The 17,040-nt window shown below is 72.6% G+C and carries 14 protein-coding genes; 7 read left to right on the top strand and 7 right to left on the bottom strand.

Features of this window, described 5'->3' with window-relative positions:
- Positions 1–124: 124 nt before the first annotated feature.
- Positions 125–706, bottom strand: a complete 582-nt coding sequence (locus ABEA10_RS46105) for a hypothetical protein (protein WP_329257582.1) — start codon at positions 704–706, stop codon at positions 125–127.
- A gap of 120 nt (positions 707–826) precedes the next feature.
- Between ABEA10_RS46105 and npdG the strand changes: the two genes are divergently transcribed.
- The 3 genes from npdG to ABEA10_RS46090 all read left to right on the top strand — a co-directional run bounded on the left by npdG (position 827) and on the right by ABEA10_RS46090 (position 3,262).
- A complete protein-coding gene (gene npdG / locus ABEA10_RS46100) occupies positions 827–1,507 on the top strand; it encodes an NADPH-dependent F420 reductase (RefSeq protein ID WP_345475050.1) in 681 nt (226 codons plus the stop codon).
- Entirely contained in the window at positions 1,504–2,466 is a 963-nt protein-coding gene (locus ABEA10_RS46095; protein WP_345475049.1) for a ketopantoate reductase family protein, read from the top strand. Before npdG ends, ABEA10_RS46095 begins: the two co-directional genes overlap by 4 nt.
- A 64-nt stretch (positions 2,467–2,530) precedes the next feature.
- Positions 2,531–3,262, top strand: a complete 732-nt coding sequence (locus ABEA10_RS46090; RefSeq protein ID WP_345475048.1) for a helical backbone metal receptor — start codon at positions 2,531–2,533, stop codon at positions 3,260–3,262.
- 62 nt (positions 3,263–3,324) lie between these two features.
- On the opposite strand, the gene ABEA10_RS46085 is transcribed toward ABEA10_RS46090, so the two are convergent.
- Both ABEA10_RS46085 and panB read right to left on the bottom strand, forming a co-directional pair.
- Positions 3,325–4,329, bottom strand: a complete 1,005-nt coding sequence (locus ABEA10_RS46085; RefSeq protein ID WP_345475047.1) for an asparaginase domain-containing protein — start codon at positions 4,327–4,329, stop codon at positions 3,325–3,327.
- 126 nt (positions 4,330–4,455) lie between these two features.
- Positions 4,456–5,280 (bottom strand): 3-methyl-2-oxobutanoate hydroxymethyltransferase, encoded by an 825-nt coding sequence (gene panB, locus ABEA10_RS46080; RefSeq protein ID WP_425551048.1) that lies wholly within the window; start codon positions 5,278–5,280, stop codon positions 4,456–4,458.
- A gap of 222 nt (positions 5,281–5,502) precedes the next feature.
- Between panB and ABEA10_RS46075 the strand changes: the two genes are divergently transcribed.
- The 3 genes from ABEA10_RS46075 to ABEA10_RS46065 all read left to right on the top strand — a co-directional run bounded on the left by ABEA10_RS46075 (position 5,503) and on the right by ABEA10_RS46065 (position 10,145).
- On the top strand, positions 5,503–7,062 hold the full coding sequence (locus ABEA10_RS46075; RefSeq protein WP_345475045.1) for an MFS transporter: 1,560 nt from the start codon (positions 5,503–5,505) through the stop codon (positions 7,060–7,062).
- 14 nt (positions 7,063–7,076) lie between these two features.
- The gene (locus ABEA10_RS46070) at positions 7,077–7,760 is read left to right on the top strand and encodes a TetR/AcrR family transcriptional regulator (RefSeq protein ID WP_345475044.1); all 684 of its coding nucleotides are present in this window, start codon (positions 7,077–7,079) and stop codon (positions 7,758–7,760) included.
- Positions 7,761–8,087: 327 nt separating this feature from the next.
- Positions 8,088–10,145, top strand: coding sequence for a SpoIIE family protein phosphatase (locus ABEA10_RS46065; protein WP_345475043.1), 2,058 nt, complete (start codon positions 8,088–8,090; stop codon positions 10,143–10,145).
- 25 nt (positions 10,146–10,170) lie between these two features.
- Here ABEA10_RS46065 and ABEA10_RS46060 read toward each other — a convergent pair whose 3' ends face one another.
- Together ABEA10_RS46060 and ABEA10_RS46055 are read right to left on the bottom strand one after the other, a co-directional pair.
- Positions 10,171–12,015, bottom strand: a complete 1,845-nt coding sequence (locus ABEA10_RS46060) for an NAD+ synthase (RefSeq protein WP_345475042.1) — start codon at positions 12,013–12,015, stop codon at positions 10,171–10,173.
- A gap of 87 nt (positions 12,016–12,102) precedes the next feature.
- The gene (locus ABEA10_RS46055) at positions 12,103–13,548 is read right to left on the bottom strand and encodes an MFS transporter (RefSeq protein WP_345475040.1); all 1,446 of its coding nucleotides are present in this window, start codon (positions 13,546–13,548) and stop codon (positions 12,103–12,105) included.
- Between the two features lie 53 nt (positions 13,549–13,601).
- Here ABEA10_RS46055 and ABEA10_RS46050 point away from each other — a divergent pair, with 53 nt between their 5' ends.
- Complete coding sequence (locus tag ABEA10_RS46050) at positions 13,602–14,336, top strand: TetR/AcrR family transcriptional regulator (RefSeq protein ID WP_345475038.1); 735 nt, start codon at positions 13,602–13,604, stop codon at positions 14,334–14,336.
- Between the two features lie 7 nt (positions 14,337–14,343).
- On the opposite strand, the gene ABEA10_RS46045 is transcribed toward ABEA10_RS46050, so the two are convergent.
- Complete coding sequence (locus tag ABEA10_RS46045; protein ID WP_345475037.1) at positions 14,344–15,615, bottom strand: MFS transporter; 1,272 nt, start codon at positions 15,613–15,615, stop codon at positions 14,344–14,346.
- Positions 15,616–15,670: 55 nt separating this feature from the next.
- Positions 15,671–16,909, bottom strand: a complete 1,239-nt coding sequence (locus tag ABEA10_RS46040) for an MDR family MFS transporter (protein WP_345475036.1) — start codon at positions 16,907–16,909, stop codon at positions 15,671–15,673.
- Between the last annotated feature and the right edge of the window lie 131 nt (positions 16,910–17,040).

Here is a 17,040-nt window from a genome sequence, read left to right as displayed (position 1 = left end):
GCCCGCCGGCCTCAACCGACCTCACGCCTTCAGCGGCTTGACATCCATAGGAGCATCCGAGCGGTCTTTGAGCGCGGACATCGATACGCGGTCGCCGTGAGAGGGGTCCGTCGGCCGGAAGCGGTCAGCCCGCCGGCGGGCCGGTGATCGTGTCGAGGAGGCCGGCCAGGCGGTCGCGCAGGCCGCGCTTGACGCGCGGCTCGCCCGCCGCGGCGCTCACCAGGTGCTGGGCGGCCTCGAAGGAGATCGCGGACTCGCTCGCCGGCACGGACAGGGACTCGTGGGCCAGCCCGCGCAGCTCCTTGTCGCCCCCGTCGAGCGCGAAGATCGTCGCACCGGTCCGGCGGGCGTCGTCGACGCGTTCGAGCACGCCCTCCGGTGCGGTGTCCTCCGACACGACGAGGAGCGTCTCGCCACGGCGCGCGGCCTCCAGTCGGTCGAGCCCCACCCTCAGGTGGGCCGGTGCGCCGGGCGGCGGCTCCCAGCGCACGAGCGTCGGACTGATCTCCGGCAGCCCGCACAGCCGGCTCTCGTCGTCCAGGTGGGCGGCCAGGTGCCACGGCTCGCCGTCGCGCGGGCCGAACAGCAGCAGGCCTCCCGGGACCCGGGTGGAGGCGCGCAGCGACCGGGCGAAGTCCTGGGTGCGCTCCGGCCAGCCGGTGGTCGCCAGCAGCTCCCGCAGTGCCCTGACCTGACTCGCGTCCATGAGTCCATCGTGCCGTACCGGCCCCGGCGTCTCACCGTCATCGGCGGCATCTTGGGAAAGTCGCGTACCGCCGTACCCCGGCGACGGACCGGATGAGGCGGCTTTGGCAGGATCGCCCTCATGACCACTTCCCAGGCTGAAGCACCGGACGTCAGCGGCCTGTCCATCGGGATCCTCGGCGGTACCGGAGACCAGGGCAAGGGCCTGGCCCGCCGCCTCGCGCTCGCGGGTCACCCCGTGATCATCGGCTCGCGCAGCGCCGACCGCGCCCGGCAGGCGGCCGAGAGCCTCGGCGACGGGCTGAACGCCCGGGGCGAGGAGAACTCCGTCGTCGCCCGCGAGGCCGACATCGTGATCGTCGCCGTGCCGTGGGACGGGCACAAGTCGCTGCTGGAATCGCTGCGCGACGACCTCGCCGGCAAGATCGTCGTGGACTGCGTCAACCCGCTCGGGTTCGACAAGCAGGGCGCGTACGCGCTGCCGGTCGAGGAGGGCAGCGCCGCCCAGCAGGCCGCGGCGGTGCTCACCGGCAGCACCGTCGTCGCCGCGTTCCACCACGTCTCGGCGGTCCTGCTGCTCGACCCGGAGGTCGACAAGGTCGACCTCGACGTCCTCGTGCTCGGTGACGACCGAGCGGCCACCGGCACCGTGCAGGCGCTCGCCGGCCGGATCGCCGGGGTGCGCGGCGTGTACGGGGGCCGGCTGCGCAACGCCCACCAGGTCGAGGCGCTGACCGCCAACCTCATCTCGGTGAACCGCCGCTACAAGACGCACGCGGGCGTGCGGGTGACCGGCATATGAGGTTCGTCGTCTACGGCGCGGGTGCCATCGGGGGGACGGTCGGCGCCCAGCTGTTCCGCCACGGGCACGACGTCACGCTGATCGCCCGCGGCGCCCACTACGAGGCCGTCCGCGACCACGGCCTGCGGCTCGACACGCCCGACGAGAGCGTGACGCTGGACATCCCGGTCGTCTCCCGCCCGGCCGACGTGAAGTTCGCGCCGGGTGACGTGGTGCTGCTCGCGATGAAGACCCAGGACACCCTGGCCGCCCTCGCGGAGCTGTCCGCCGCCGCCCCGCCCGAGATCGTCGTGGCCTGCGCGCAGAACGGCGTGGAGAACGAGCGCCTCGCCCTCCGGCTGTTCCCCGACGTCTACGGCGTGTGCGTGGTGCTGCCGGCGGCGTTCTCCGAACCCGGAGTGATCGAGGCGTACCTGGCCCCCGTCACCGGTCAGCTCGACGTCGGGCGCTATCCGCGCGGCGACGACGAGACGGCGCGCTCGCTCGCCGAGGCGTTCACCGGCGCGACGTTCGAGTCGCAGGCGCGGCCGGACGTCATGCGCTACAAGTACGGCAAGCTGCTGAACAACCTCGGTAACGCGGTCGAGGCGCTGCTCGGCCCCGGCGACCAGGGCAAGGAGATCGTCCGCCGGGCCCGCGAGGAGGGCGCCGCCTGCCTGCGGGCCGCCGGCGTCGACGCGGCGGACGTCCGGCCCCTCGTCGGGCGGTCCCGGCCCGTACGGGGCCGTCCCCGCACCGGCGGCTCGACGTACCAGAGCCTCCAGCGCGGCACCGGCGCGGTCGAGGTCGACTACCTCAACGGCGAGATCGTCCTGCTCGGCCGGGAGCACGGCGTGCCGACGCCGGTCAACGAGCTGCTGCGGCGGCTCGCCAACCGCTCGGCGCGTGAGGGGCGCGGCCCCGGCCGGATGACCGCCGAGGAGTTCTGGACGGCCCTGGAGGAGAACACGGGCCGGTGAGTGAGCGGAGCGAGCGCATCTCAGGCACGCGACCTGGGATCGCTCCTCCGGCGAAGGAGGGCTCATGAGAGCGGCTCCCGCGCGGGTACGGCGCATCGTGTCGCTCGTGCCGTCGCTGACCGAGGCGATCGCGGCGACCGCGCCGGACCTGCTGGTGGGCGCCACCGACTGGTGCGTCCACCCGGCGGGCCTGGACGTCGTACGCGTGCGGGGCACCAAGAACCCCGACGTCGACCGGGTCATCGCCCTGGAACCGGACCTCGTCGTGGCCAACTTCGAGGAGAACCGCGCGGCCGACCTCGACCGGCTGCGCGCGGCCGGGGTCCCGGTGTGGGAGACCGTCGTCCGCGACCTGCCCGAGGCGCTGTCGGAGCTGGCGGCGATGCTCGCGGCCTGCGGCCTGGAGGAGCCGGCGTGGCTGGGCGCGGCCCGTACGGCCTGGGCGGACGTGCTGGAGGAGCCACCCCCGCCCGCGCGTACGGCGGTGGTGCCGATCTGGCGGAGGCCGTGGATGGTGCTGGGCCGCGAGACGTTCGCGGGCGACGTGCTGGCCCGGCTGGGCGTCGCCAACCTCTACGCGGACGACCCGGAGCGGTACCCGAAGGTCACGGTGGAACGGATCCTGGACCGCCGCCCGGACCTGGTCGTCCTGCCGGACGAGCCGTACGCCTTCGGCCCCGGCGACGGCCCGGAGGAGTTCCCGGACGTGCGGGTGGCGCTGGTGAGCGGACGCCACCTGGAGTGGTACGGCCCGTCACTCGCCGAGGCCCGGCGCGTCCTCACCGCCTCGCTCTAAGGCCTGCGCGGGCCTGCGCGCGAGGCCGGGCCCCTCGCCGGCGACCCGGGCCGGGGCCCGGCTCAGAGCCGTGCCTGACCCGGGCGTTCGGCGGCGACGAAGGCGGCCAGCACGGCGTCGCGGTCGCGGCCGGTGGCGAGCAGCAGGTGCATCAGCACGCGCGCCTTCCGCGGGTCCAGGGACGTCGTCGTGAAGGCGTCGTGGCCCGTGGCGGAGGCCAGGACCACCGGGATGCGGGACGCGGCCGTCGCCAGCGCCCGGACGACCGGGTCCGGAGCCCCGCCCGCGACGACCAGGCCGTCGCAGCGTTCGGCCAGCGCGGCCGGCAGTTCGCCGTCGTCGCCGAGGACCGCCGTGTGCAGGCCGACGCGCGGCGTGCGCTCGCCGGTGGGGACGTCGCGTACGGTCAGGCGCTCCGGCGGACGCCACCGCAGGCGTACCGATCCGGCGGTGACGCGGCCCAGCGGCCCGGCGCCGGGGGAGGACAGCTCGTGCGCGCCGGTGCGCCGGACGTACCGCGCCGCGTGGACCTCGCCGTGCGCGACCGCCAGGCAGCCGGAGCCGGCCGGCGCGGCGGCGGCGACGCTGACGGCGTCCGCCACGTCCACGGCACCGCCCGGACCGGCGGCGAGCACGAGCGGCGCGTCGCCGGCGTGCAGGAGGTCGAGCGCCCAGGCCGTCTCGTCGGGCGTGTCACCGCCGTCGACGACCACGACGCCCTCGGCGCCCTCGGCGAACGCCCGTGCCACGGCGTCCGCCAGCGCGTACACGCCGGCGAAGTCCACGGCGGGCGCCGGCAGCGTACGGGCCTCGACCGTCACACCCGGGACGGCGCCGACGACGTCGCGTGCCGCGGCGTCGTCCGGAGCGAGCAGGACGATGGCTTGGCGCGGCACGCCCTGCTCAACGGGAGCCGGAGCCGACGCTGGAACCGGAGCCGACGCCGGAGGCGGAGCCGTGCCGGTGTCGGGTGGCAGCGTGTCCGTGGTCGCGGTGGCGCGCCGGGGCGGCGTGACGGTCCACGACGGCGGGATCGGCCACGGTGGCGGCCCTGGGGAGAGGGTCATGTCGCGTCTGTCCTCCGGCGTCGTGCGGACGCCGAAGCGCCCGCTCCGTGATCATGCGTTATACCGAACCTATTGCATGATCACGGGTGGCGGGCGACCGACTCAGCGCTAGGCGTGCCGGACGGCTCAGTGATAGGCGTGCTCGGGCGCCGGGAAGGCGCCGGACACGACGTCCGCGGCGTACTCCTGGACCGCCGAGCGCAGCACCCCGGCGACGTCGGCGTACTTCTTGACGAACTTGGCGGTGTGCGGCGTCAGCCCGGCCATGTCCTGCCAGACGAGGACCTGCGCGTCGGTGCCCGCCCCGCCGCCGATGCCGATGGTCGGGATGGACAGGGCCCTCGTGACCCGCTCGGCCAGCTCCGCCGGGACGCATTCGAGCACGACCGCGAACGCGCCCGCCGCCTCGAGTGCCTTGGCGTCGGCCATGAGGCGCTCGCCGGCCTCGCCGCGGCCCTGGACGCGGTAGCCGCCGAAGGCGTTCACCGACTGCGGGGTCAGGCCCAGGTGCGCCATGACCGGGATGCCGGCCGCGACCATGGCCTCGACCTGCGGAAGTACGCGCTCGCCGCCCTCCAGCTTGATGGCGTGGGCGCCGGCCTCCTTCAGGAAGCGCGTCGCGTTGCGCAGCGCCTCTTCCGGACCGGTCTGGTACGACCCGAACGGCATGTCGGCGACGACCAGCGCCCGTGACGTGCCGCGGACGACCGCCGCGGTGAGGGGGAGCAGCTCGTCCACGGTGACCGGCACCGTCGAGTCGTAGCCGAGGACGACCATGGCACCGGAGTCGCCGACGAGCAGCACCGGGATGCCGGCGTCGTCGAACACGCGCGCGGTCAGCGCGTCGTACGCGGTGAGCATGGGCCACTTCTCGCCGCGCTCCTTGGCCGCCGCGATGTCGCGGACGGTGACGCGGCGTCCGGTCTGGCCGCCGTACAGCCCAGTGGACATGGTCGGCCGACTTTCAGATGCAGACATCGAAACCTCCAGCCTCGAGGCGCCGCTCTGGCGTCCCCGGACACACCGATGATTACACGCGCGCAACGGCCGGAACACCCCCGAAAATTTCCTGGTTGATAGTGAAACGGGACCGTTGCGTATCGATCGGGAAGAGATCGAAGCTCGGCGGTGTTCAGATACGCGACAGACCCGTATCGAATCCTGAAGGGCCAGATGGATCCGCAGACCATCCACAAGAGGCGCTGGACGATCCTGTACGTCCTCGTCGTCTGCCTTCTCGTCGTCGTGCTCGACAACACCGTCCTCAACGTCGCCCTGAAGACCATCGCCGATCCGCGCGAGGGCCTGGGCGCCTCCCAGGGGCAGCTCGAGTGGGCGATCAACTCCTACACACTCGTCTTCGCCGGCCTGCTGTTCACGTTCGGCGTGCTCGGCGACCGCATCGGCCGCAAGCGGATGCTGATCATCGGCATGGCGCTGTTCGGCCTGTCGTCGCTGGTCTCCTCCTACGCGCAGTCGCCGGACCAGCTCATCCTGGCCCGCGCGGCCATGGGCCTCGGCGGCGCGGCGGTCATGCCGCAGACGCTGTCGGTCATCGCGAACGTCTTCGAGCCGGAGGAGCGGGGCCGCGCCATCGGCGTCTGGGCCGGCGCCGTGGGCGTCGCGATCGCCCTCGGCCCGATCCTCGGCGGCCTGCTGCTCGACCACTTCTGGTGGGGCTCGGTCTTCCTCATCAACGTCCCGATCGTGATCGTCGGCGTGATCGCCATCGCCTTGGTCGTCCCCGAGTCGCGCGGACGGCACATGAAGATCGACTTCGGTGGCGTGCTGCTGTCCATCGCGGGCCTGGTGCTCGTGACCTACGGCATCATCGAGGGCGGTGAGAAGGCCGCGGTGTTCGTGCCGCAGGTGTACGGCCCGGTACTGGCCGGTGTGGCGCTCCTCGCCGTGTTCGCCTGGTACGAGACCCGCATCGAGCACCCCTCGCTCAACGTCCGGCTCTTCCGCGACGGGCGGCTGTCCGCCTCGGTCGGCGCCATCGCGCTCGTGTTCTTCGCGCTCGGCGGCGTCGTGCTGTTCATCTCCCTGTACGTGCAGAGCGTGCGCGGGTACTCGCCGCTGGGCGCGGGCCTGCTGACCATCCCGCTCGCGGCCGGGCAGCTGCTCGTCGCGCCGCGCAGCGCCCGCCTCGTCAGCCGGTACGGCGCGCGGCGCGTGGCCGCGACCGGTCTGACCATGGTCGCCGCCGCCCTGCTGAGCTACCACGTGACCGCGACCGTGGACAGCCCGATCTGGCTGCTGGAGATCACGTTCTTCGTCCAGGGCGCGGGCATGGGCATGGTCATGCCGCCGGCCACCACGGCCGTCATGTCGGTGCTTCCCCGCGAGCAGGCCGGCTCGGGCTCGGCGATCAACAACATCGCCCGCCAGGTCGCGGTGGCGCTGGGCGTCGCCGTGCTCGGCTCGCTGGTCACCTCGATCTACCGCACGGGCATGAAGCCGCACCTGACGGCGCTGCCCGCGAGCCTTCGAGGGGCCGCGTCGGAGTCCATCGGGGCCACCGCGGGCGTCGCGGACAAGCTCGGCCCGGCCGGCCGCGCGCTGATGGGGCCGGCGCACGAGTCGTTCGTGCACGCCATGCACGTGACGTCCGCCATCTCCTCGGCCGTCGCTCTCCTGGGTGCGTTCGTCGTACTCCGGTGGATGCCGGGTAAGAGCCCGGAGGAGAGCTTCGAGGTCTCGACCGAGGAGCGAGAGCCGATCGAGGTGTGAGACGGTGATGCGCGATGAGTCAGACGCGTGAACGCCCTCCCGCTCAGGCCGCCGGAGGGTCGCCCGGCGCCGGAGGCTCCCAGAGCTCCACGGGCGCCGGGAGGCAGCCGGGAGCGGCGAGGCCGCCGGGCCGCCCGCGCAGCGAGCGCGCCGACAAGGCGATCGTCGAGGCGACGGTGGACCTGCTCGCCGAGGAGGGCGGGGTGGCGGGGGTCTCGATCGAGGCCGTCGCCGCCCGCGCCGGCGTGGGCAAGACCACGATCTACCGACGCTGGCCGAACAAGGAGGCGCTGATCATCGACGCCCTCGCCGCGCTGAAGGAGCCGTTCCCGGCCCCCGTCGGCGCGTCGGTCCGCGACGACCTGGTCGCGATCGCGCAGGCGTTCGTGTCGAACAAGACGGACCGAAAGCGCCTCGACTGCTACTGGAGCATCATGGGCGGCGCCGAGCGTTATCCGGACCTGATGGCCCGCTTCACCCGCGAGGTCATCGAGCCCCGGCGCGACGTGATCCGCCTGGTGCTGCGGCGCGGGGTGGCGTCGGGCGAGCTGCGGGCGGACCTGGACGTCGAGACCACCCTCTGGCTCATCATGGGCGCACTGGCCCAGCGGGCACGCGCGTTCGGCGTGGGGCCCGTACCCGATGACTTCGCCACCAGGGTGGTCGACACCCTGATGACGGGAATCTCCGGGCACTGAAGTCCGGCCCGTACGGCGGCGGCACGACATACCCCGGGGTATGGCGGGCCGCCGCTCGCCACATCAATGCGGAGAACCAGAACAGCCGGGACCGTTCGGGCAGCCGGCCGGGCGCACACGTCTTACGCTCGGTCCATTGCGAACGGTGCCTCGCCGATGCGAGTGACGGGACTTCCGGATCTGTGATCAACTGGTGGGCATGCTCTCGCAACCTGCAGTCGACAATTGTGATTTGTCTCGTATTTAGCTGATAAGTAGACATACTTGACTCAGAGCAAGGGTGCGTGGCGGCGCCGGACAGCGGGACAACGGAAGGGTTCGTCAGTCATGGCCGATTCTTCGGCGAGAACGCTCGTGCTGGGCATCGGCCGTTCCGGCGAGATCCTGCAGTGCGGACAGAACGCTCCCGGCGTCGTCGGCCGCGCTCCGGACGACATCGTGGGCACCGACGCGGCGGACCTGTTCTCCGCCGACGCCAAGGAGGCCCTCACCGGCCTGCTCGACGCCCTCGGCACCAACCAGGAGCGCACCGCGGTCCTCAGCGTCGCCGACGACGACGGCCTCCGCGACGCCGTGGTCACCGTCGTGCCGATGCACGGGCGGGACAGCGAGTCCGGCCTGATGATGATCCGGGTGGCCGTCACCGACCTGGAACGCTTCACCGACCCGGCACTGATGCGCTGGGCGCTGCTGGACGACGCGCTGCCGCGCATCAGCGCGATGCTCGATCTCGAACAGATGGCGCAGGAGCTCGCCGGCGTGGTCGTGCCGCACTTCTGCAACTCCGCCGGCGTGCTCATCCGCGAGAGCATCATGGGCGCCGACGAGTTCCCCTCCTTCTCCCCGGAGGGCACGGCCATCCTGCACCGCCTGGCCGTCGCCTCCGACAGCGACTTCCCCCGCTGGAGCGCGGCCTTCCCCGCCGGCGAGGTCCTCGCGTACCCGCCCGGCACCCCGTACGTCCGCTGCATGGCCACCGGCGCGCCCGTCCTCGAACCGCACCTCGACTCGCGGGCCGCCCGCGAGATCGCGCGAGCCTGGCGGCGGCCCCCCGTCGGACGGCTGCTCGACGGCGTCTCCATGGTCCTGCTGCCGCTGATCGCCCGGGGCACGACGCTCGGCTTCATCGTCTGCACCCGCAGCGACGCGCACCGCGCCTTCGACGCGTACGACGTCGAGATCGGCATGGACTTCGCGGCCCGCGCCGCCCTCTACATCGACAACGCGCGTCGCTACAGCCGTGAGCGCGCCACCGCGCTCACGCTCCAGCGCAGCATGCTGCCCACCGGGCTCACCGCGCCGTCCAGCGTCGAGATCCGCCACCGCTACCTGCCGGGCAACCAGCTGATCGAGGTCGGCGGCGACTGGTACGACGCCATCGCGCTCCCGGGCGGGCGCGTCGCCCTCATCGTCGGCGACGTGGCCGGCCACGGTGTCCGCGCCGCGGTCACCATGGGCCGGCTGCGCACCGCCCTGCAGACGATCGTCAACCTGGAGCTGTCGCCGGCCGAAGGCCTCCAGCAGGTCGACGCGCTGATGCGGGGCATCGGCGAGCGCGAGCCCGCCTTCGCGACCTGCGTGTACGCCGTCTACGACGCCACGGACGGCACGTGTGAGATCGCCTCCGCCGGTCATCTGCCGCCGCTGCTGCTCCGGCCGGGCGGCAAGAGTGAGTTCCTCGACGTCTCGCCCGCGCCGCCGCTCGGCGTCGGCGAGGGCATGATCGAGTCCCGGAAGTTCACGATCGGCGACGGCGCCATCCTCGTCCTCTACACCGACGGGCTCGTGGAGAACCGCGGGCAGGACATCGACGACGGCCTGGCGCGGCTACGGCGCGTGTTCGGCCCGGAGGCGCTGCTCAGCCCGCTGGAGGACCTCGCCAAGGCGACCCTCGACGGCGCGTACTCCGACCACGAGCGCGACGACATCGCCGTGCTCATCGCCCGGCTGCGGCGGCTCCCCGAAGATCACGTGGTCACGATGACCCTCCCGGCCCGGCCGTCGGCGGTACGCGAGGCGCGCGGGAAGGTGCGCGGCACTCTCGGCTCGTGGGAGCTGGACGAGCTGTCCTTCACCGCCGAGCTGCTGGTCTCGGAGCTGCTCACCAACGCGCTGCGGTACGCCACGGGCGACATCGGCCTGCGGATGCTGCTCGACCGCACCCTGGTCTTCGAGGTGCGCGACGGCTCCGACGCGCTGCCGCGCGCCCGGCAGGCGGCCGACGACGACGAGAACGGCCGGGGCCTGCAGGTGGTGCACCGCCTGGCCAAACGCTGGGGCGCCCGCCTCGAGGGCCAGGGCAAGGTGGTCTGGTGCGAGGTGGACCTGCCCGGTGGCGGCGACCGCGTCCTGGAGTCCTGGCCCGGCGAGGCCCTCCACCTCTGACCCCCGGGCGGATCCGACGAGGGCGTCAGGCGCCGGTCGAGGTCTGCTTCGTGTCGACTCTCGCCGGGTCGCCGGTGTGCGGGGCGGCGATCTCGCGCCAGCGGTTCGTGATGGGCAGCCGGCGGTCGCGGCCGAAGTTCTTCGGCGTGATCTTCGGGCCCGGGGGGTACTGCCGGCGCTTGTACTCCGCCGCGTCGACCAGGCGGATCACGCGCTCGACCAGCGCGCGGTCGTGACCGGCGGCGATCAGCGCGTCGTGGCCCATGTCCTTTTCGACATAGTCGTCGAGCAGCGCGTCGAGGATGTCGTACGGCGGGAGCGAGTCGGTGTCGAGCTGGCCGGGCCGTAGCTCGGCGGACGGCGGCTTGTCGATGATGTTCTGCGGGATCGGCGGCGTCGTGGAGGCGCGCACGAGCGGGGGCAGGCCGGCCGTCTGCGCGTTGCGCCACTCGCACAGCGCGAACACCGTGACCTTCGGCACGTCCTTGATCGGCCCGAAGCCGCCGGCCGAGTCGCCGTAGAGCGTCGAGTAACCGGTGGCCAGCTCGCTCTTGTTGCCGGTGGTGAGCACCAGATGACCGTGCTCGTTGGACAGGCCCATGAGGATGTTGCCGCGCACCCGGGCCTGAAGGTTCTCCGCGGCGAGGCCGGTCAGGTCCAGCTCGGCCTCGTACGCGTCGACCATGCCGCGGATCGGCACCGTACGCGCGTGGATGCCCTGCCGTTTCACCAGGTCCTCCGCGTCGGTGATGGAGTGCTCGCTGGAGTAGCGGCTCGGCATCAGGACCGCGTGGACGTTCTCGGGCCCGATGGCGTCGGCGGCGATCGTGGCGACCAGCGCGGAGTCGATGCCGCCGGACAGGCCGAGGATGACCGAGCGGAAGCCGTTCTTGTGCACGTAGTCGCGCACGCCGAGCACCAGTGCGCCGTACACCTCGCCCAGGTCGCCGAGCGGCTCGGCGCAGGGCGGCGTCTCCGGCGCGTACGGCGGGACCGGCGTGGACGACAGCAGCACCCGCTCGATCGTGATGGTCGTGCCGTCGTGCGCGTCGGCCGGTGTCTCGCCCGGCTCGAACTCCGCCGGCGCGTCCGGCAGCTCGACGTCGGCCACCAGCAGGTCCTCGGTGAACTGCGGGCCGCGGGCGAGCAGTTCGCCCGTGCCGGACACGACGATCGAGTCGCCGTCGAAGACCAGCTCGTCCTGGCCGCCGACGAGGTTGACGTACGCCAGCGCGCAGCCCGCCTCACGTGCCCGCCGCGCGCACAGCTCCAGGCGGACGTCGTCCTTGTTGCGCTCGTACGGCGAGGCGTTCGGCACGACGAGCAGCTGCGCCCCGGCCTCGCGCGTCACCGTCACCGGCCCGCCGTCCTGCCAGAGGTCCTCGCAGACGGCCACGGCGACGTCGACGCCGTGCAGGCGCAGGACCGGCAGCCGGTCGCCGCGCATGAAGTAGCGGTACTCGTCGAAGACGCCGTAGTTCGGCAGATGGTGCTTTGCCGTACGGACCGCGACCCGGCCCTCGTACAGGACCGCGGCGGCGTCGAGCGGCGCGCCGGCCGGCTGCCCGACCCGGTCCACCACGTCGGCACGCCGGTCCAGGTACCCGGCCACCACCGGGATCGCGCCGAGCCCCTCGTCGGCGAGCCGCCGCGCGGTGGCCTCCAGCGTCTCGATGGACGCGTCGACGAAGGACTTGCGCAGGACGAGGTCCTCGACGGGATAGCCGGTGAGGAACATCTCGGGGAACACGACGAGATGGGCGCCGCGCCCGGCGGCGCGCCGGGTCCACTCGATGATCAGGTCGGCGTTCCCGGTGAGGTCGCCGACGGTCCCGTTCACCTGTGCGAGAGCGATGCGCAACTGTGCCACGGCACCGAGCCTAAGGCGTGGGGTCCGGCCGCCGGGCACCCGGGCGAGCGCCGAAGATCGACGGCACCACGGTCCTGCGGCCCGTGGTCAGTGAGCGGCCTGCCGGGAGTGCTTCGGCAGGAGCCCGACCAGCGGCAGCAGCAGGACGTTGACGCCGGCGCAGATGCCGAACACCAGGTCGGCGGCGGTGAGGTAGGACGGGACGGAGGGCCGTCCGACGCGGGCGAAGAACACGGTGCCGAGGGCCGCGACGCCGATGGCGCCCGCGAACTGCTGGGCGGCGTTGAGCGCGCCCGCGCCGGTGCCGACCTCCTCGGCGGTCGCGTCGCCGAGGACGAAGTCGAACAGGGGGACGAACAGCAGCCCGGAACCGACGCCGGTGACGAGCAGGGCCGGTGTCAGCTGCCCCACGGTGACGGCGGCGCCCCAGCGCGCGGTGGACCACCAGAGAGCGAGCAGGCCGACGGCGGCGACGGACAGTCCCAGGTACAGGTTGGCGCGCCCGAGCCTCTCGGCGAGCACCGCGCCCGACAGCAGCGTGGCGACCGCGGTGCCCGCCGCCCAGGGGATCAGCGCGAAGCCGGTGCGCAGCGGAGTCCAGCCCATGCCCGACTGGAGCAGCAGGTTGATGACCAGGACGAAGGCGCTGAGCGAGGCGTAGAACCCGCCGACGATCAGCAGGCCGGCCACGAAGCTGCGCCTGCCGAACAGCGACGGGGTGATGACCGGGTGGCCGCTGTGGCGCTCGGACCGGACGAACAGCCCGAAGGCCACCAGCGCGGCGGCGATCATCGCGTAGGTCCACGCGGGCCAGCCCAGCTCGCGTCCCTGGATGAGCGGCACCATTAGCAGCGCCGAACCGGCGGTGAGCAGGCCCACGCCGAGGAGGTCGAGGCGTGCGCCGCGGTCCTCGCCGCCGTGCCGCGGCAGAACGCACCCGCCGAGCGCGGCGGCGAGGACGCCGAACGGGACGTTGATCAGGAAGATCGAGCGCCATCGGCCGCCGAACAGGTCCAGGTGCAGCAGCCACCCGGCGAGGATCGGCCCGGCGACCATGGCCAACCCCATGATCGGGCCGAAGGGCGTCAGCGCCTTGCGCAGGTGCTCGGGCGGGAAAACGATCTTCACCAGTGCCATGCCCTGCGGGATCATCACCGACCCGAACAGGCCCTGGAACAGGCGGGCGACGATCAGGAACCCGGCGCCGGGCGCGAGGCCGCAGGCCAGCGACGCGAGAGTGAATCCGGCCATGCCGAGCAGGAACAGCCGGCGGCGGCCGAGCAGGTCGCCGAGCCTGCCGGAGGTGACCAGGCCGAGGGCGAAGGCCGCGGTGTAGGCGGACAGCACCCACTGCAGCGTCATCGGCCCGCCGCCGAGGTCGGTGCGGATCGAGGGGCCGGCGAGGTTGGCGACGCTGGTGTCGATGAGGTCCATGAGTTCGGCGATGACGACGACCACCAGGACCAGCCATGCCCGGCCGAGGGGAAGCGGAGCCGTGCGAGCCGACTCCAACGAACTTTGTTCAGTCTTCACGAACTAAGTTCATAGATGACGAACTTAGTTCGTGTCAAGCTATACTGGTCGCCATGCCCGCCGATCCCCGACAGCGCCGCGCGGCCCGTCACGCCCAGCTCCCCGCGGACTCCGCGCCGACCGCGCCGCGCAAGACGCCCATCACGGCCGACCGGATCACCGACGCCGCGCTGCAGGTCGTCGCCGCGGAGGGCTACGACGCGCTGACGATCCGCCGGGTCGCCGCCGTCCTCGGCACCGGGCCGTCCTCGCTGTACGCACACATCGTGAACAAGGACGACCTCGACGATCTGCTCATCGGCCGGCTCTGCGCCGAGATCGAACTCCCCGAGCCCGACCCGGCCACGTGGCGGCGGCAGATCCTCGACGTCTACGCCCAGATCCGCGACCAGTACCTGAAGTACCCCGGCATCTCCCGCGCCGCGCTGGCCACGGTCCCCACCCACCTCGAAACGCTGCGGGTCAGCGAAGGAATCCTGGCGATCCTGCTCGCCGGAGGCATCGAGCCGCAGACCGCGGCGTGGGCACTCGACGCGCTCACGCTCTACACCGGCGCCTACGCCTTGGAACACTCACTCGTCCGGCAGCGACGACAACGCCACGACCACGACTGGGTCCTCGGCCGGGAAGAACTCCTCGGCCGGCTCAGCGCCCTGCCCGCCGACCGCTTCCCGCACACCCGGCGCCACGCGGCCGAACTGACCTCCGGCACCGGGCACGACCGGTTCGACTTCACCCTGAGTCTGATCATCGACAACCTCACCGCACACCGCGGCGCGTCGATCTGACGGGTTCTCAGCCCCGTGGCGCGGCGCAGACGGGGTCGGCGGGCGGGGTGGTCGGTGACGGCAGGGTGCGGACCTCCGGGATCAGCAGCGGGAACAGGGCCACGAGGACCTGGAGCACTCCCGCCGTCCACAGCGTCGCGTGCAGCCCGAGCCGGCCTGCGATCGGCGCGACCAGTACGAGGCCGAGAGGCTGGCAGGCGACCGAGCCCGCCCACTCGTACGCGCTCACCCGGGACAGCGTGGTGGCCGGGATGTGCTGCTGGAGCGTCGTCTCCCACAGCGTGTTGAACAGCATCATCACCAGGCCGCCGAAGAACGCCGCCGCGGCCACGACGCCCACGGTGAGGCCGGCCGCCAGCGTCAGGGTCGGGCAGGCGAACGCCACCATCACGATCAGCGCCGACCGCAGCGGGAACCGCGGCCGTACGCACAGGGCGACGATGCTGCCGCCCAGGCAGCCGATGCCGAACGTCGCCGAGATGACCGCCCACGCGCCGGCGCCGCCGAAGGAGCGCGCGCTGACCGCCGGGCCGAGCACGGAGAAGCCGGCGTACAGCAGGTTCATCACCGAGGCCGCCAGGATGATGCTCCACACCCACCGCCGCGACCGGAACTCCCGCCACCCGTCGGCCAGGTCGCGCCCGAACCGCCACCGGCGCAGCCGGACGGTGTACCGCAGCCGGACCCGGGACAGGCACGCGGCGCTCGCCGCGAAGGTGACGGCGTCGACGCCGATGGCCCAGCCGGGACCCACCGCGACGACCAGCACGCCCGCGACCGCCGGGCCGGCGATGAGCGAGCCGGACAGGGCCAGCACGCGCAGCGCGTTGGCGGCCTGGCGCTGTTCGGGCGTCGTGGTGGCCTGGATGACGCCGGGCACCGCGGGCATGAACATCGCCGCCGCGAAGCCGTGCACCACCTGCAGCACGATCAGGTGCCAGACACGGGCCGCGCCGGTGATCAGCAGAATCGCCATGGTGCCCTGGCTGACGGTGCGCAGCAGGTCCGAGCCCAGCATGAGCACGTTGCGGGGGAGCCAGTCGGCGATCACTCCGCCGACGAGCATGAACATCACCTGCGACCCGGTGCCGGCCGCCAGCACGAAGCCGAGATCGGTCACGTGACCGGTGAGGCCCAGAACCGCGAAGGCGAGGGCGGGCGCGACCATCCCGTCGCCGAACATCGACGCGCACTGGCCCAGAAAGAACCAGCGGAAGTTTCGCCGGCTCAACACTCTCAGCCCGCTCGCCGGATCGGCCGAGCTCGATGCTTGCACCATTCGGCTCGCGTGCCGTTTCTTCGGGTATCAACTACCGAAGTTAGACATTTGGCCCTTAAACGGTCAAGCCTTTCCTTCGTCCACGCACGGCGGGGCCGAGCGCCAGGGCGCCCGCGCCGGAGGCCGCGCACAGGGCCGCGCAGGTCACCCACGGCAGCCACGCGCCGTGCCCGAGCAGCCAGCTGCCGCCGAGCGGGCCGAGCAGGGCCGCGACCGAGAACGCCGTGCCGTACAGCCCGCCGTAACGTCCGCGCAGGTGGGGCGGTGCGAGGTCGGCGATGATCGCCGACGACACGGCGGCGAACAGCACCTCGCCCAGCGTCCACACCAGCACCGTCGCGGCGAACACCGGCGTCGAGCCGGCCAGCGCGGTGAGCCCGAACCCCAGCCCGACCACCCCCATGCCCGCCGCCAGCACGCGGCTGGCGTCGCGGCGGTTCAGCCAGGCCACGGTGAGCGGCTGCACGATCACGATGCCGACGCCGTTGACCGCCATGGCCAGGCCGTACGCCTGCGGCGGCAGCCCCGCGTGCCGCATGGCGAGCGGCAGCGTGGAGTAGGCCTGGAGATAGACGAAGGCGTAGCCGAACACGATCAGCACCGACGCGACCGCGACCCGGTCGCGCAGCACGTCGGCGAACCCGCCCGGCTCACGGTCGGCGCGCCGCGTGCGCGTCTCGGGCACCGCGCGCCAGACCAGCACGGCGAACACCGCGCAGGTGACCGCGTCGATCCAGAACAGCCAGGAGAAGCCCGCCCGCGACAGCGTGCCGCCGAACACCATGGCGACCGCGAACCCGAGGTTGATCGCCCAGAAGAGCAGCCCGTACGCGCGGGGCCGGTCGGCGGGCGAGACCAGGTCGGCGACCAGTGCCTGGGAGGCCGGGCGGTAGATGTCGATGGCGACGCCGAGCACGAACACGACCGCGACGACCACCGGCGTCGCCGTGACGTAGCCGAGCGCGAGCATCGCCGCCGCGGTCGCCAGCATGCCGCCGCTCAGCGTGGCCCGCCGGCCGACGCGGTCGGCCAGCACGCCGCCCAGCGTCTGGGAGAAGACCGAGCCCAGCCCGAACAGGGCGAGCACCGCGCCGGTCGCGGTCACGGAGAACCCGCGCACACCGGTGAGGTAGAAGGCCAGGAACGGCTCGACCATCGTGCCCAGCCGGTTGACGAACGAGCCCGCCCACAGCGCCCAGAACGCCCGGGGCAGACCGCCGAGCCGGGTGTGGAGGAACGGGGGGAGCCGTCGGGGTGTGGTGGTAGGGGGGAGGTGTTCACCGACGGACGTCATGGAGGGAATCGTCGCCGACGGGTACGACATTTTGCGATCGATTTTCCCTCCCTTGGCGTACTAGCGGCTCCACTGGCGGTCACGCCGCGCAACTGGTTGACTCGCCTCAGTGACCGGGTGACCCCTGCTTC

The sequence above is a fragment of the Actinoallomurus oryzae genome (assembly GCF_039541955.1).
Lineage (GTDB): Bacteria > Actinomycetota > Actinomycetes > Streptosporangiales > Streptosporangiaceae > Actinoallomurus > Actinoallomurus oryzae.
This window is presented reverse-complemented; position numbering and strand designations above follow the sequence as displayed.

What these genes read in the sequence shown, in the direction of transcription:
- ABEA10_RS46045 (WP_345475037.1), bottom strand. Translation starts at nt 15,615, where the DNA reads ATGGTGCAAGCATCGAGCTCGGCCGATCCGGCGAGCGGGCTGAGAGTG.
- ABEA10_RS46065 (WP_345475043.1), top strand. Translation starts at nt 8,088, where the DNA reads ATGGCCGATTCTTCGGCGAGAACGCTCGTGCTGGGCATCGGCCGTTCC.
- ABEA10_RS46040 (WP_345475036.1), bottom strand. Translation starts at nt 16,909, where the DNA reads ATGACGTCCGTCGGTGAACACCTCCCCCCTACCACCACACCCCGACGG.
- ABEA10_RS46075 (WP_345475045.1), top strand. Translation starts at nt 5,503, where the DNA reads ATGGATCCGCAGACCATCCACAAGAGGCGCTGGACGATCCTGTACGTC.
- ABEA10_RS46105 (WP_329257582.1), bottom strand. Translation starts at nt 706, where the DNA reads ATGGACGCGAGTCAGGTCAGGGCACTGCGGGAGCTGCTGGCGACCACC.
- ABEA10_RS46095 (WP_345475049.1), top strand. Translation starts at nt 1,504, where the DNA reads ATGAGGTTCGTCGTCTACGGCGCGGGTGCCATCGGGGGGACGGTCGGC.
- ABEA10_RS46085 (WP_345475047.1), bottom strand. Translation starts at nt 4,329, where the DNA reads ATGACCCTCTCCCCAGGGCCGCCACCGTGGCCGATCCCGCCGTCGTGG.
- npdG (WP_345475050.1), top strand. Translation starts at nt 827, where the DNA reads ATGACCACTTCCCAGGCTGAAGCACCGGACGTCAGCGGCCTGTCCATC.
- panB (WP_425551048.1), bottom strand. Translation starts at nt 5,280, where the DNA reads ATGTCCACTGGGCTGTACGGCGGCCAGACCGGACGCCGCGTCACCGTC.
- ABEA10_RS46050 (WP_345475038.1), top strand. Translation starts at nt 13,602, where the DNA reads ATGCCCGCCGATCCCCGACAGCGCCGCGCGGCCCGTCACGCCCAGCTC.
- ABEA10_RS46090 (WP_345475048.1), top strand. Translation starts at nt 2,531, where the DNA reads ATGAGAGCGGCTCCCGCGCGGGTACGGCGCATCGTGTCGCTCGTGCCG.
- ABEA10_RS46070 (WP_345475044.1), top strand. Translation starts at nt 7,077, where the DNA reads ATGAGTCAGACGCGTGAACGCCCTCCCGCTCAGGCCGCCGGAGGGTCG.